This window comes from Papillibacter cinnamivorans DSM 12816 (assembly GCF_900176335.1).
Taxonomy (GTDB): domain Bacteria; phylum Bacillota; class Clostridia; order Oscillospirales; family Oscillospiraceae; genus Papillibacter; species Papillibacter cinnamivorans.
In genome coordinates, this window is the sequence record NZ_FWXW01000003.1 from 81707 (window position 1) to 96398 (window position 14692).

Genomic DNA, 14692 nt, shown 5'->3' on the forward strand with positions numbered 1-14692 from the left:
AAAATGGTGAAATATGTAGTATGGTGAAGGTAAACATGTAATTTGGCATTATAGCAATAATGGGAAGTTCACCTTTAAACCCCAAAAGCGGTACTTTCGAACAAGGTCCGAAGTGGATCCACCGGAACCCTATTTTTTGGCGAACAACATCATTTTAGGTGGTGGAACAAAATGAAACTAAGTGAGGTTTATCGCACAATTCCATACGATTTATCCGGTTCAGTAAGTAAGAATCGCTTCCGGCAGGAAATTCTATGGGGTATAAGCAAAATGTTCGACTTGTTTGACAAGCCGGAGTTTTGCGTCATATTCGATTATAAGTGCGATATAGAAATTCATCTCAGCGATTCCATTGAGTTTTACCAAATAAAATCCCAAAAGGCGCAAAAGCCATATAGCTTTACAGACCTGAGCAAAGTGGAAGGTACTGGCAGTATTATAGGGAAACTGTTTGTGTTGAAAGATACCTCTTGCCCTGAAACACGGATTAAATGCGCTTTGGTATCTAATCGCTTTCTAAAGATAAAGGGAAAAGAATTATCTGACGCGGAAGTCATTGATTTTGATGCTCTAGACGACAAATTGAAAGCTGTTGTCCAAAATGCTCTAAAATCAGAGTTAAGCCGTGACGAAATTGATTTAAGGGATCTGCGTTATATTTACACATCAATGGATTTGATTTCGCCAGAAAACGCTGTCAAAGGGCAGATCGACAGTTGTTTTGAAAAAATCAAAGGCTGTGAACCCGCTAAGCCAAATGCCTTACACAGACTGGTTTTCGATACTGTCCAGAAAAAGGCGTGTTACGAATTTGCAGCCGATGATTTTGACGAACTGGTTAAACAAAAAGGTGTTACAAAAGATGAGCTTGACTCTATTCTTGAGCAATACAAAGAGAAAACCGACAACTCTTTGGAACAGGTTCAGGCATATATAGAAGAATACTATCAAAAAGTCTCCGAACGGAAAAAGCTAAAGACGGCGCTGGCAAAAGTATTTGAGGCTGAATATAATTCTCAGATTTTGCAAAGAAAAGAGCGAGAAATTTCAGCATACCTGATAGATAAAAGCGAATCTAAAACCTTGTTGGATGATTCAACTGAAGTTTTGGCGGATGTCCTTATAACCGCATTTGGGGATACGTTTCCGTTAGAATATTCAAAGCAGGAAATATATGTTTTTGTTTTGTTAGTCATCAAACGCTGGGAGGATGGGAAATATGAGTAAGTTGCTTTTTAATAAACTCTATATCTTTTCAAGCCCTGATAAAACGGCGAGGGTTATTGGGTTTGCCGCTGGCAAGACAATAATTACTTCAAGCTCTATCGATGGAACTAACCGTGGTAAATCTGTCATAATGAAGTCGCTGTATCATGCAATGGGCGCAGACTGTAATTTTGACGATATGTGGGATGATAACAGCAAAATCTATATTTTGAATTTTACCGTTGATGGCAATGAGTTCTATATTTTCCGTCATAGTAGCTTATTTAAGATTTTTGATGCGGATAAAAATATTATCTTCAAGACCGTATCTCGGCATGAACTATCCGAAAGATTGAATGATATATTTCATTTTGCTGTAAAACTTCCAGCTAGGCAAAATAGTAGTAAGGCTCTGCCAGAAGAAAATGAAGAAATTCAAAGGCTTGAGATAACACCTCCGGCTTACAATTATTTACTGTATTTTGTTGATCAAGATGGGCAGAAAGGTTCGCAGTTTAGCTCGTTCAAAAGCCTACAGCAATACCCTGACTTTAAAACTAATACGCTATATTATCATTTTGGAGCTTTTGACGATGACTATTACGATTTAACAATTCAACAAGAAAAATTGATAGAACAACAGAAGCGGAATATCCGTGATGATGAGATGATGCATTTAATGCTTGATAGGGTTTATGCAAATATCAACGGTGTTTCATATTCCAAAGATATTGAACATCTTTACCACGATATTGACCGCACAAAAGCGCAATATAATGAAATTGCAAAAAAACTAAGTGAAATCCGCAGCAAGCTCATTACTTTGCGAAATGATAAAGAGGAACTTTTACTACACATTAGCTCTCTTTCCGAACTTACGAAGGAAAACGACAAACAGATTCAATCGCTTAATGATCATATTTGCCCATTGTGCAGCTCTTATTTGGATAATCCGCTCCACTTGAGAATTAAGCGCTACAATACTGGCGATGATATTATCCTTTTGTCAGGTGAATTGCAGATTGATGTTCAGAGAATAGAAAGAGATATAGCAAAGCAAGAAATAGAATATACCGAATGGCTAAGTAAGCTGAATGAATATGAGAGTGCACTTAATTTACATTCTTCTGAAATCAACGACGTCCTGCGCCATAAAGGATATATCGAAATAAAGGAAAAAATGTCTGACGATCTTCATGCGTTGCGTGATCGAGCGGATCAGCTCGAAGCACAGCTAAAAAACATTAACAAAAAACTACGAAAATACAATGATGCAAAAAAGAAGATAAACACACGGTATTATGAGCTTATGCTTGTCGATAAAAATCGCTTTGGGCTTGATGGTATTAAACCGAAAACCTTTGAGAACATACAAAAGAGCTTTTCTTCCGGCGGGAGCAACAACCCTATCGCAACAATTGTGTGGTATGTAAATTTGCTCAAACTGAAGCATGAGTTCAATCCTGGCACAATTGATTTCCCGGTGGTTCTGGACAGCCCTAATAATGCAGAAACTGATCAAGAAAAGAAAAATCAGGTTTACCAGTACATTTGTGAGCGTGTTACTGATAACCAGTTAATTGTGTCCGGCATAGGTTTTCTGGATATGCAGATTCAAAATGTTAAATTTGATAAGATTATTAAGTTGGATAACCCTAAATATAGTTTACTTTTGGAAAAGGACTATACTGAAAACATTGATATCCTAAATGAACTTAATTCAAAATAGTTTGCCACACGCAGCGTGTGTTTTGTTACAAAAAGCATCTTCAGGATAACTTGATCCAAAATCGGCAGGGTTCCCATTATGTTTATAATGTCTAGCACTTTTTAAATCAGTATTTTGCAGTTTCAACTTAATCCTTAAATTTATAAAGGCAGGGAAAATCCGGGGGGATTTTCCCTGCCTTGTTGGTTTTCCGCTCTTTTATCTCTCGGACAATATCTCGGACCAGATGTTGAAGTAGAGGGGTTTGACGTCGTCGTCATAAGTCGGGATAGTGCCGAGGCGCCAGACGGAGACGCCGGTGACGCCGAAGAGGCGGGCGAGCTTGATCTTGGCCTCGACGCTGCGGGCGTCCTCGTACCAAAGGAGGACGGAGGTCCCGTCGGTATTGTTGTATGTAATATAGGGGTTCTGATACCGCTCGGAATAGTGCATCACGGCGCCGGCTGTGGTGAGCTTTGTATAAATCTCCGAAGGGGTGAGGCTGACGGAAGCGGCGTCAATCACCTTTTCATTCTGCATGTGCCAGCCGACGCTGTCCATGCTGAGGGCCAGGACGATCTTGGAGGTGTCGGCCACGCCGGTATCCGGATCTGTTATCTCGCGCAGAGCGTAATACACCTGCTCCAGGGGAGTGAGGGGGGTGGCGGTGAAGCCGGTGCCCACCAGCACCGCGTCCATGGTGTCGGCGTTATAGTCGTGAGCCATGAGGATCACCTCGTCGGCGGCGTTTCCGATGGCCTTATAGTCATACCCGTCGTAATACACACCGTCGGCGGTGACGGGGGGGACGGTGACATAGAGGGTCTTCCCCAGCTTGTCCAGGGCGGTGTTCAGCTCGTTTAAAAAGGCGGTGAAGCCCTCCTTCAGGGCGGAACCCTTCATGCCCTCGAAATCGATGGTGACGCCGGAGTAGATATTGGCGCCCGCCTCGGAATAGATTTTGGTCACTTCGTTCACGATGGCACTGACCGCCTGGGTCCTGGCCGCGGCGGTGAGGAGGACCGCGCTGCACATATCGGTCTGAGTCCCGTCGGACAGGGTGACCTTCCGGGAGGTGTCCATATACACGCTGAGATTGGCGGGGACGCCCTCCTGCTTAAAGTAATCGGTTGCCAGGGTGTAGCCGGAGGGGATCTTGTATTCGTTGCTGTCGGATCCCGTGGTATTGAGCCAGGCGCCCGTCCCGGCGGAGTACTCCATGCGGCTCCAGCCCAGAGAAACGGCGTCCATATCGGCGGCCAGCTCCTTCTGGCTGTAAGAGCTGATGGCATAAAACCCGTGAAGCCAGGTGATTTTAGAGGCGTATTTGTCGTATACCCGCATGAGCATGGTGATGGCTTCCTCCCGGGAGGCGGTCTGCCTCGGGCTGAAGGTGACGGAGGTGGTGCCCTTGGTCATACCGATGTCGTAGGCGATGGTTATGTATCCCTTATTGGTGGAAACATCCTTGAAGGGCAGGCCGTAATCCTGCACGACGCCGGACAGGACGGTATACCCCAGGGCCCGGACCAGCATGACGGCCATCTCCTCCCGGGTGATTGCGTCCCGGGGACGGAAATTTTTGTTCTCCGCTGTAACCGCGCCGTTTAAATAGGCGGTTTCCACCGCGGAATAGTACCAGGCGGTGGTATCCTGGTTGTCATCATAGCTGCCGGAGGCGGGGGTCACCAGGTCCCAGCCCATCATGCGGCACATCAGAAGGGCGAATTCGCCCCGGGTGATCTTGATCCCCAGGCCGAATTTATTGCCGCCGATCCCTTTCACGAGGCCCTGCTGCACGGCCTCCGTAATGCTAGCCTCGGCCCAGTGCCCGTCCGGCACGTCGGTAAAGCCCGCCACGGCGGCTAAAGCCGTCCCCGGCAGAAGGCCGAGGCACAGCGCGCCCGCCAGAAGCAGGGCGATAATCTTTCCTTTCATTTTTTCGCTCCATTCCGCCGTTATCCGGCGCATCCGATTGTTCCAAAGGCGTCCCCCGAAATATCTCTTCCCACAACTTATCCGGGAGACGGGGTCTTAAGCCCCGCCCGGGAAAAGGGGGACATCCTGTCTTATTTTAGCAGGAAGCGGGCTTTTAGGCAAGCCGATGGGTCAGGAAGTTTTTCCCTGCATAAGACGTCGAACGCACCCGATTGGTTCCGAGAGAACACTTCGGGGGCCGGCACGGTTCTTGCTCTTGTAGAACTCTGTTTTTTTTGATATAATTTTCTATAATATACATCTCTCAGCGGCGATTGGAATGAACAGCTTAATGGAACGTAAAAAATGGGAGTTATCCGAAATACGCCCGGAGGCAATCCGCGCATTGCAGCAGTCCGGACTTCCCTATCTGGCGGCGGCCGTGCTGGCTTCCCGGGGCATCCGCACACCGGAGGAGGCAGATCTTTTCCTCGCGGCGGGGCACGAGCTGATGCATTCTCCTTTTCTCTTCAAGGACATGGACAAAGCCGTGACCCGGATCCGGGAGGCACTCCGCCTGGGCGAGCGCATCGCCGTCTTCGGGGACTACGACGTGGACGGCATCACGTCCACCTGCCTTCTGGTGCAGTATCTCCGCAGCCAGGGCGCAAACTGCATATACTATATACCGGACCGGTTTGAAGAGGGCTACGGCCTCAACGCGGAAGCCATATCCGGTTTTCATACGCGCGGGGTCTCTCTGATCATCACCGTGGACTGCGGCATCACCGCCATCCAGGAAATCGCGCAGGCCAAGGCCCTGGGAATCGACGTCATCGTCACGGACCATCACGAGTGCAAGGAAGAGCTGCCGGACGCTTATGCGGTGGTGGATCCTTTCCGGCCGGGGTGCAGCTATCCCTTCCGGGCCCTTGCGGGGGTCGGCGTCGCCTTCAAGCTGGCTCTGGCTCTGGCGGGGCCGGAGCGGGAGCGGGAAGTTCTGGACAAATATTCCCCGCTGGCGGCCATCGGGACCGTCGCGGACGTGGTGCAGATGACGGGGGAAAACCGGGCCATCGTAAGCCACGGGCTGAGGAATATCTCCGCCTACGGAAGCCCCGGGCTGCACAAGCTGCTCGCCGCCATCGGCCTGGGCGACAAGCCCCTTACCTCCACCAGCATCGGATACATACTGGCTCCCCGGATCAACGCTTCCGGGCGGATCGGCTGCGCGAGCCTGGCCGTGGAGCTGCTCCTCACGGAGGAGCCGGCGAGGACGGAGGATCTGGTAACCGCTCTGTGCAGCCTCAACGCGGAACGCAAGAACATAGAGCAGGAAATCTTCGCGGACGCGCTCTCCAAGCTGGAAACGGAGCCGGAGGGAAACCGGTATGCCATCGTGCTGGCCGACGAGGGCTGGCACCAGGGGGTCATCGGGATCGTGGCCTCGCGCCTGGCCGAGCGGCTCACTACCCCCACTTTTCTCATCTGCCTTTCGGGAGAAAAGGGCAAGGGCTCCTGCCGGAGCTGTTTCGGCATCAACCTCTTCGCCGCCCTGGAATCGGCCTCGGACCTCCTGCTGGAGTACGGCGGGCACGGGCAGGCGGCGGGATTTACCATTCCGCGGGAAAACATCCCCGCCTTCCGGGCGCGGATGAACGATTTCATGAATCGGGCTCTTTCCGGGGGGCAGCCGACCCCCACGCTGCATATCGACGTGGCCATCGAGGATCCCGCGAGCGTCACTCTGGAAAGCGTGGAGGGCCTCAACCGCCTGGAGCCTTACGGGACAGGAAACCTGCGGCCGGTCTTCTGCCTTCTGGGCGCCCGGGTGGTGTGCATGCAGAACGTCGGCGGGAACCATCACCTGAAGATGCGGGTATCCAAGGGTAAAACCATCTTCGAGTGTATTTTCTTCTCAAGAAACATCGAAACCTGCGGGGTCGTTCAGGGGGAGCCGGTGGATCTGGCGTTTTTCCTGCAGGTCAACGAATTCCGGTCCAACCGGAACGTGCAGCTGCAGCTGATCGATCTCCGGCCGGCCGCCGCCCTGCTGTCCGAAGAGGCTTCCGCCATAAAGCTGTACCGGCGGCACAGGGGCGGGGAGCCTCTGACCAAAGAGGAGCGGGGAGCGCTGCTCCCCAACCACGAGGATTTTTCGACCGTGTGGAAGTATCTCAAGCGTTCTTCCGGGCCGGAGGGCATCGAGGAGACTTACACCGAGCTGTCCCGGAAAATCGCGGGCTCCACAGGGCTTAAAAACGCGCTATTGCGCACCATGGTATGTCTGGACGTTTTTTCCGAGCGAGGGCTCATCACGATGGAGGCCCGGCAGGAGACGGTTTCCATCCGTTTTTCCTCCCGGGAGGGCAAGGTGGATCTGGAGCAATCCGAAATCGTGATCTCTTTAAAAAACGGCGGACTGCCCATCGCTTGACGGATTTCGCGGCGCAGGGCGCCGCTTTTAACCCGTTATATGCATCGGCTGGCAAAGGAGAGCAAAATGGACCCGATACTGGAACGATACTACGCGCTGGAAAATAAAATCAAGAGCTATAATCCGGCGCTGGACACCAAGCGCCTGTTCGCTGCGTTCCAATTCGCGGACGCCGCCCACAACCTCCAGACACGGAAGGACGGCTCTCCTTATGTGACCCACCCGCTGTCGGTGGCGGAGATTGTGGCGGAGATGGGGCTGGACATCGACTCCATCATCGCGGCCCTCCTCCACGACTGCATCGAGGACGCGGGGATCACCCACGAGGAAATCGCCAAAAGTTTCGGCCCGGTGGTGGCCGACCTGGTGGAGGGCGTCACCAAGCTGACCCGGGTGGTATACACCAGCAAGGAAGAGGAGCAGATGGAAAATCTGCGGAAGATGCTCATGGCCATGGCCAAGGACATCCGTGTCATCCTCATCAAGATCGCCGACCGGCTGCACAACATGCGCACCCTCAAATACCAGAGCGCGCGGAAGCAGAAGGAAAAGGCACTGGAGACGATGGAGATCTACGCTCCCATCGCGCATCGCCTGGGAATGCAGAAGATCAAGTGGGAACTGGAGGACCTGTCCCTGCAGTACCTGGATCCCATCGGCTACGCGGAAATCAGCACGGAGCTTGCACAGCGGAGCACGGAACACGAGAAATTCCTGGAGAGCATCCGCTCCCAGATCGAGGCCCGGATGGAGGAAGAGCACGTCCACAGCCAGGTATACGGACGGGTCAAGCATATCTACAGCATCTACCGGAAGATGTACAGCCAGAACAAGACCCTCTCCGAGGTCTACGACCTCTACGCCTTCCGGGTCATCGTCGACAACATCCCGGACTGCTACAACGTCCTGGGGTATCTCCACGACCTGTTCAAGCCGGTTCTGGGGCGCTTCAAGGACTATATCGCCATGCCCAAGCCCAACATGTACCAGTCGCTGCACACCACGGTCATCGGGCGGGAGGGCATCCCCTTCGAGGTGCAGATCCGCACCTGGGACATGCACCACACGGCGGAATACGGCATCGCGGCCCACTGGAAGTACAAGCAGGGGCTGGAGGGACGCCTGGGGACCGAGGAAAAGCTGGAATGGGTCCGGCGGCTGCTGGAGAACCAGCAGGACACCGACGCGGAGGAATTTGTCCGGACGCTGAAGATCGACATGTTCGCCGACGAGGTCTTCGTCTTCACCCCCAAGGGGGACGTGATCAACCTGCCGGCGGGGGCCACCCCCATCGACTTCGCCTACACCATCCACTCCGAGGTGGGCAACCGCATGGTGGGCGCCAAGGTGAACAACCGCATCGTTACTTTCGACTACGTGCTGCAAAACGGCGACATCGTGGAGGCGGTGACCTCCAAGAGCGCCCACGGGCCCAGCCGGGACTGGATCAATATCGCCAAGAGCAACGAAGCCAGAAATAAAATCAAACAGTGGTTCAAGCGGGAGCGGCGGGAAGAAAACATCGCCCACGGCAAGCTGAGCTTTGAAAGCGAGCTGAAGCGGAACAACATCCCCATTTCCGCCATCACCCCTGAGGACGTGCTGTCCCAGGTCCTCAAAAAGGTGGCCTTCGGGTCCCTGGAGGAGATGTATGCCGCCATCGGCTACGGAGGCCTTACCTCCCAGAAGGCGGTAAACCGGATTCGGGAGGAGCTTGGGCGCCTGAACCGGCTGCACAACGAAAAGGCGGCGGCGGAAAAACTGGCACAGGCGGCGCCCCAGGGCGGGGCCGCCGTCACGCCTCCCATCCCTCCCAGAAAAATGCGGACCTCGGAATCGGGAATCGTGGTGGAAGGCCTGGATAATTTCCTGGTGAAATTCGCCAAGTGCTGCACCCCGGTGCCGGGAGACAAGATTGTGGGCTTTATCACCCGGGGATACGGCGTTTCGGTACACCGGGCGGACTGCCCCAACGCCGACCCCGCCAAGCGAAAACCGGAAGAGCTGGGCCGCTGGATCGACGTGTCCTGGGCGGAGGGCGGGAAGGACGTCTATCACACCTCCCTGCAGATCACCGCCAAGAACCGGGACGGACTGGTCATGGACATCGCCACCATTTTAAGCACCGCCAAGGTCAAGGTGCCGTCCCTCTCCGCCCACGAAGTGGGAGAGGGCTTCGCGGTGATCAGCATCGTGCTGGAAATCCAGGACGTAGAACAGCTGGACACCGTCATGCGGAAACTCAACCAGATCCAGTCCGTCATCGAGGTCAAGCGGGCGGGCGGATAACGCCTCCGGGAGAACGGAGACACACCGTATTTTCCTGAAAGGAGTCCCATGCCATGCGCGCTGTCGTCACCCGCGTCACTTCCGCTTCCGTCACCTCCGGCGAGGAGCTGCTGGGGGAAATAGGCCCCGGATTTCTAATCCTGCTGGGAATCGGGACAGGGGACACGGAGGAAACCGTCAACAAGCTGACGGATAAAATCGCTTTTCTGCGGGTCTTCGAGGATGAGGGAGGAAAAATGAACCTCTCTTTAAAGGACTCAGGCGGCGCCATGCTGGTGATCTCCCAGTTTACTTTGTACGCCAACTGCCGCCGGGGACGGCGGCCGGATTTTCTGGAGGCGGCAAGGCCGGAGCTGGCCGTCCCTTTGTACGAGGCTTTCACGGAGCGCTGCCGTTCCCACGGGTTCCGGGTGGAAACCGGTCGGTTCGGGGCTAACATGAAGGTATCCTCCGTCAACGACGGGCCGGTCACATTGCTGCTGGATACCGATCTGTTATAAGGAACAAGATATTGATAAATTGAGGTGTAGCTATGCTGATTCAGTCATTACAGGTAGGAGAAATCGGGACCAACTGTTATCTGCTGATGGACGAGGCCACCCATGAGGCGGCCGTTATCGATCCGGGGGACGAGGCGCCGCGCATCCTGCGCATGGCAAAGGACGCGGGAGCAACGGTCAAGTATATCCTGCTGACCCACGGCCATTTCGACCACACGCTGGGCGTGGAAGGTGTTCAGAAGGCGACGGGCGCGACGGTGTATATCCACAGGGGAGACGCGGTGCCCAAAGGGTCCTCCTTCATGCGGGGATACCCCGCGGGGCCCGAGACGGTGTTTTACGACGAGGGAACAAAACTTCCCCTGGGGAACCTCACCATCGAGGTGATGCACACGCCCGGGCACAGCCGGGGTTCCTGCGTGCTGCGCTGCGGCGACGTCCTTTTCACCGGGGACACTCTGTTTCGGGACAGCTGCGGGCGGACCGACCTGCCCGGCGGCAGCTACGGGGAAATCCTCCGCTCCCTCAAGCGGCTGGCTCAGCTGGAAGGGGACTACAAGGTCTATCCCGGGCACGAGGGATTCAGCGACCTGGACTATGAGCGCAGGAATAATTATTACATGCACGAGGCGCTCCGAACTCCGGGGATATAAAACCGGACCCGGAAAGGACCGATTTCTATCAAACTGTTACTGAAAGGGCACTCCTATAAATATGCCGCGGAACAGATTTTACTGGTACTCTTCCCGGAAGAGCGCCCGGAATTTGTTTCCGCGCTGCCGGAAGCGTCGGAGCCCTCGGCCGTCTGCAGCCTGAACACCGGCTCCCGGTACGCCACGGCCGTGACTCACCTGCAATACGGCGGAGAACGCTATGAGGGCCGGGCCCGCATCCCCGTGTCCCGGCTTACGGGGAAGCTGGAGACCGACCGGCTGCTGCAGCAGACTATCAAGCGCTCCTTCTTCCGGGCGGCCTGCAGAGCCACCGGGCAGACCCCTCCCTGGGGTTCCCTCACGGGGATCCGCCCGGCCAAAATCGTCACGCGCATCTTTGACGGCGGCGGAGACCGGGCGGCGGCGGAGGGCATCCTGCGGGAGGTGTACTCCGTGACGGCCGACCGCCGCCGATTGTGCATCGACGCCGCGGAGGCGGGACTAAAAGCCAGGCGGGATCTGGGGGAGCGGGAAATTTCCCTTTATGTGGGCATCCCCTTCTGCCCCACCCGCTGCGCCTATTGCTCCTTCGTGAGCCACTCCACGGAGAAGTCCTTCCGGCTGGTGGAGCCCTATCTCGCAGCGCTGGAAGAGGAGATCCGAAGGGCCGGAGAACTCGTCCGGCAGGGCGGATACCGGGTGAGCACGGTGTATATCGGAGGGGGAACGCCCACCACGCTTTCGGCGGAGCAGCTGGAGCGGCTGCTGGGCCGGCTTTCCGATTCTTTCGATCTGTCCGGGCTGCGGGAGTATACCGTGGAGGCCGGGCGGCCGGACACCATTACGGAGGAAAAGCTGCGTGCGTTAAAGGCCGGCGGCGCCGACCGGATCAGCATCAATCCCCAGACCATGGACGACCGGGTGCTTGCCGCCATCGGGAGGAACCACAGCACGAAGCAGACCGGGGATGCTTTTCTCCTGGCCCGGAAGGCGGGATTTGAAAAAATCAACATGGACCTCATCGCGGGGCTTCCCCAGGACAGCACCGAAGGATTCCGGGACTCTCTCACAAGGGTGCTCGACATGAGGCCGGAAAATATCACGGTGCACACCCTTTCGCTGAAAAAGGGCTCCCGGCTCATGCTGGAGGGCGGGAACCTTCCGTCGGCCGGCGAGGTGGAGGCCATGCTGGATTTCGCGTCCTTCCGGCTCCGTGCGGCGGGTTTTTTCCCTTACTACCTCTATCGGCAGAAATTCATGTCCGGCAATTTTGAAAACGTGGGGTGGACGAGGCCCGGCTTCGAGGGGCTTTACAACATCTACATCATGGAAGAGCTGCAGACCATCCTGGCCCTGGGGGGAGGCGGGACCACCAAGCTGGTGGACCCCAAATCCGGCAGGATCGAACGGATTTTCAATCCAAAATACCCCTACGAATATATCGCGGGAATCGAGGCCGTGCTTCGGAACAAGGCCCGTTTTTTGGATTTTCCCCAACCCGCAGCAAGGAGCTGAGCCGATGCCGTATCACCTCAGGGAAATCAACCGCCGGGTCCGCAGCGACGTCCGGGGGTTTTTGGAAGAGAGCGACGAGGTCTATCACAAAAAAGTCTCGGGCGCCGCGGAGCACATCTCCCAGCGGGCGCGCATCAGCCCCGTCGTCTTCCTTTCGGGGCCGTCCGGCTCGGGAAAAACCACTACGGCGGAAAAAATCTCGGCCGAGCTGCAGCGCCGCGGAATCCGCTCTCATACGATTTCCATGGACGACTATTACAAGACCATCGACCCTTGCACCGCTCCCCGGAGCGAGACGGGGGAGATCGACTACGAATCGCCGGAATTGCTGGACACAGAGCTGCTGCGGGAGCATTTCTCCAGGCTGGAAAGCGGCGGGGAGATCCTGATCCCGAGGTTCGACTTTGTCCGGCAGGTGCGGAGCGAACAGCCGCCCCGGCCTTTTCGCCTGGGGAAAAACGAAATCGCTATTTTTGAGGGGATCCACGCCCTCAACGACAGGATCACCGGGCAATATCCGCAGGCTTACAGGCTCTACATCAGCGCCCGGTCCAACGTGGAAGACGGGAAGGAGATCTGCTTCAAGGGCACCTGGATCCGCCTGGTGCGCCGTATCGTGCGGGACTATCAGTTCCGGGGCAACGATGCGGAATACACCATGCGGCTCTGGGCCGGCGTCCGGCGGGGAGAAAAGCTATACATCTCGCCCTATAAGGAAAGCGCCGATCTGCTTTTCGATTCCTCGCTTCCCTACGAGGTCTCCGTGCTGAAAAATCTTGCTTCGCGCCTTCTCACTGAAATTCCCCCGGACGTACCGCGAAGGGCCGAGCTCTGCGAGCTTGTCCGGAACCTGGAGCTCTTCGAGTCCATCGAGCCGGCTCTGGTGGAGCCCGACTCTCTGCTCCGGGAGTTTATCGGGGGAGAGACCTGAAAATACCAGGGAGATGCAGTAAAACGCAGGATACCCGCGTTTCGCCGCGTCTCCTTCTCTTTTTCCAGGCGCCGTTTGTCGATTGATTTTTCCCTCGGCGGGGTGTAGAATAATACCAAAATTGACCTGTTTTCAGGAATACCTTCATTCGTTTCAGCGCTGTTTGCAGATTCTACCGGACAACCGATTCTGGCGGGCCGCCGGCCAGTAACGGCGGCAGCCGCACGACACCGCGGAGAACCCGGGCCCTTCGGGGCGGGGCCTTCCGGAGCGGCATCGGGGTATGATATGGACGAAAAAGTAAGAGAACTGATGGACAAGGTCCGGGAAACCGCCATATCCATGGGGGAAGCCGCCGAATACACCTTCCGGAACGCCGGAAAACGGGCGGAGGAGATGCTGGGCATCACCAAGCTGAACATGGAAATCTTCGATCTCAACACCGAGATCAACATCCTGCTGAAGGAAATCGGCCAGATCGTCTACGACACCCACACCGGGAAGGAAACCGACTCCCAGCTCCTGGACAAAAAGCTTGCAGGAATCGACGAGAAGCGGGTGCAGATCAAAACCTGCAGGGAGCAGATCGCGGCCCTCAAGAAGAGCAGGAACTGCCCGGTCTGCGGCGAGGCGTGCGAAAAGGACGACAAATTCTGCCGGCGGTGCGGTCAGGTACTGGGAGAAGAATATCCCGCGGGAGATGAAAAATGAGTATATCCTTTAAAGCGTATCGGGAGAGCGCGGAATATATCAAAAATCGCATCGGCGGCTTCACGCCGCGGATCGCCATGATCCTGGGCTCGGGTCTCGGGTATCTGGGGGACGAGGTGGAGGACGCCGTCAAAATCCCCTACTCCGAGATCCCCCATTTCAAGGTTTCCACGGCGCCGGGGCACGCGGGGCGGCTGGTTTTCGGCCGGCTGAACGGAAAGCCCGTGGCGGTGATGCAGGGAAGAATGCACTACTACGAGGGAAACAGCTTCGCCGAGGCGACTTACGCCGTCCGGGTCCTGCGGCTTCTGGGGGCGGAAACCCTGATTGTGACCAACGCATCCGGTGGCATCAACCTGGAATTCCGGGCCGGGGATCTGATGCTGATCACCGACCACATCAAGTTTTTCAGCGACGGACCCCTGAGAGGAGAGAATCTGAGGGAATTCGGCGAGAGGTTCCCCGATGCGACTTTCCTGTATACGCCGGAGTTCCAGCAGCTGGCCCGGGAGTGCGCCCGGGAGCTGGACATCCCCCTGCGGGAAGGGATCTACATGTTTTTCCCGGGGCCGCAGTACGAAACTCCGGCGGAAATCCGGGCGGCGCGGATTCTGGGTGGAGACGCCGCGGGAATGTCCACCGTGCCGGAGGTGCTTACCGCCGCCCATGCGGGCATGAAGGTGCTGGGCTTCAGCCTTATTTCCAACATGGCGGCCGGTATCCTCCGGCAGCCTCTCACGGAAGAAGAGGTCCTGGCGGCGGGAGAAGCCTGCCGGGAAAAGTTTTCCGCCCTGGTGCTGAAATGTCTTTCCAGGCTGTAAAGGA

11 protein-coding genes are annotated in these 14692 nt (G+C 55.5%); 10 read left to right on the plus strand and 1 reads right to left on the minus strand.

Annotated features, from left to right (window positions below; all coding sequences use genetic code 11):
- Positions 1-171: 171 nt before the first annotated feature.
- Both B9A13_RS05270 and B9A13_RS05275 read left to right on the plus strand, forming a co-directional pair.
- Positions 172-1227: a dsDNA nuclease domain-containing protein gene (locus tag B9A13_RS05270; protein WP_084234013.1), complete on the plus strand. Its 1056-nt coding sequence runs from the start codon at positions 172-174 to the stop codon at positions 1225-1227.
- Entirely contained in the window at positions 1220-2935 is a 1716-nt protein-coding gene (locus B9A13_RS05275) for a V-type ATP synthase subunit I domain-containing protein (RefSeq protein WP_084234014.1), read from the plus strand. The genes B9A13_RS05270 and B9A13_RS05275 overlap by 8 nt, the downstream gene beginning before the upstream one ends.
- Positions 2936-3133: 198 nt before the next feature.
- Here B9A13_RS05275 and B9A13_RS05280 read toward each other — a convergent pair whose 3' ends face one another.
- Positions 3134-4852, minus strand: a complete 1719-nt coding sequence (locus B9A13_RS05280) for a glycosyl hydrolase family 18 protein (protein ID WP_159448035.1) — start codon at positions 4850-4852, stop codon at positions 3134-3136.
- A gap of 385 nt (positions 4853-5237) precedes the next feature.
- Here B9A13_RS05280 and recJ point away from each other — a divergent pair, with 385 nt between their 5' ends.
- The 8 genes from recJ (at position 5238) to B9A13_RS05320 (ending at position 14688) form a co-directional block, all read left to right on the plus strand.
- A complete protein-coding gene (gene recJ, locus B9A13_RS05285; RefSeq protein WP_242942788.1) occupies positions 5238-7268 on the plus strand; it encodes a single-stranded-DNA-specific exonuclease RecJ in 2031 nt (676 codons plus the stop codon).
- Positions 7269-7334: 66 nt separating this feature from the next.
- On the plus strand, positions 7335-9557 hold the full coding sequence (locus tag B9A13_RS05290) for a RelA/SpoT family protein (RefSeq protein WP_084234016.1): 2223 nt from the start codon (positions 7335-7337) through the stop codon (positions 9555-9557).
- 53 nt (positions 9558-9610) lie between these two features.
- Positions 9611-10057 (plus strand): D-aminoacyl-tRNA deacylase, encoded by a 447-nt coding sequence (gene dtd, locus B9A13_RS05295; RefSeq protein ID WP_084234017.1) that lies wholly within the window; start codon positions 9611-9613, stop codon positions 10055-10057.
- 32 nt (positions 10058-10089) lie between these two features.
- Positions 10090-10710: an MBL fold metallo-hydrolase gene (locus B9A13_RS05300; protein WP_084234018.1), complete on the plus strand. Its 621-nt coding sequence runs from the start codon at positions 10090-10092 to the stop codon at positions 10708-10710.
- Between the two features lie 189 nt (positions 10711-10899).
- A complete protein-coding gene (hemZ, locus tag B9A13_RS05305; protein WP_242942789.1) occupies positions 10900-12225 on the plus strand; it encodes a coproporphyrinogen dehydrogenase HemZ in 1326 nt (441 codons plus the stop codon).
- A gap of 4 nt (positions 12226-12229) precedes the next feature.
- Entirely contained in the window at positions 12230-13156 is a 927-nt protein-coding gene (locus B9A13_RS05310) for a uridine kinase family protein (RefSeq protein ID WP_084234020.1), read from the plus strand.
- 288 nt (positions 13157-13444) lie between these two features.
- Positions 13445-13867 (plus strand): zinc ribbon domain-containing protein, encoded by a 423-nt coding sequence (locus tag B9A13_RS05315; RefSeq protein ID WP_084234021.1) that lies wholly within the window; start codon positions 13445-13447, stop codon positions 13865-13867.
- Positions 13864-14688 carry a purine-nucleoside phosphorylase gene (locus tag B9A13_RS05320; RefSeq protein ID WP_084234022.1) on the plus strand — a complete coding sequence of 275 codons (825 nt, stop codon included), beginning with the start codon at positions 13864-13866 and terminating at the stop codon, positions 14686-14688. The genes B9A13_RS05315 and B9A13_RS05320 overlap by 4 nt, the downstream gene beginning before the upstream one ends.
- Positions 14689-14692: the final 4 nt, after the last annotated feature.

Excerpts from the sequence above, each read along its gene's own strand:
- B9A13_RS05280 (WP_159448035.1), bottom strand. The coding sequence starts at position 4,852 with ATGAAAGGAAAGATTATCGCCCTGCTTCTGGCGGGCGCGCTGTGCCTC.
- B9A13_RS05315 (WP_084234021.1), top strand. The coding sequence starts at position 13,445 with ATGGACGAAAAAGTAAGAGAACTGATGGACAAGGTCCGGGAAACCGCC.
- B9A13_RS05270 (WP_084234013.1), top strand. The coding sequence starts at position 172 with ATGAAACTAAGTGAGGTTTATCGCACAATTCCATACGATTTATCCGGT.
- dtd (WP_084234017.1), top strand. The coding sequence starts at position 9,611 with ATGCGCGCTGTCGTCACCCGCGTCACTTCCGCTTCCGTCACCTCCGGC.
- B9A13_RS05300 (WP_084234018.1), top strand. The coding sequence starts at position 10,090 with ATGCTGATTCAGTCATTACAGGTAGGAGAAATCGGGACCAACTGTTAT.
- B9A13_RS05310 (WP_084234020.1), top strand. The coding sequence starts at position 12,230 with ATGCCGTATCACCTCAGGGAAATCAACCGCCGGGTCCGCAGCGACGTC.
- B9A13_RS05320 (WP_084234022.1), top strand. The coding sequence starts at position 13,864 with ATGAGTATATCCTTTAAAGCGTATCGGGAGAGCGCGGAATATATCAAA.
- B9A13_RS05290 (WP_084234016.1), top strand. The coding sequence starts at position 7,335 with ATGGACCCGATACTGGAACGATACTACGCGCTGGAAAATAAAATCAAG.
- B9A13_RS05275 (WP_084234014.1), top strand. The coding sequence starts at position 1,220 with ATGAGTAAGTTGCTTTTTAATAAACTCTATATCTTTTCAAGCCCTGAT.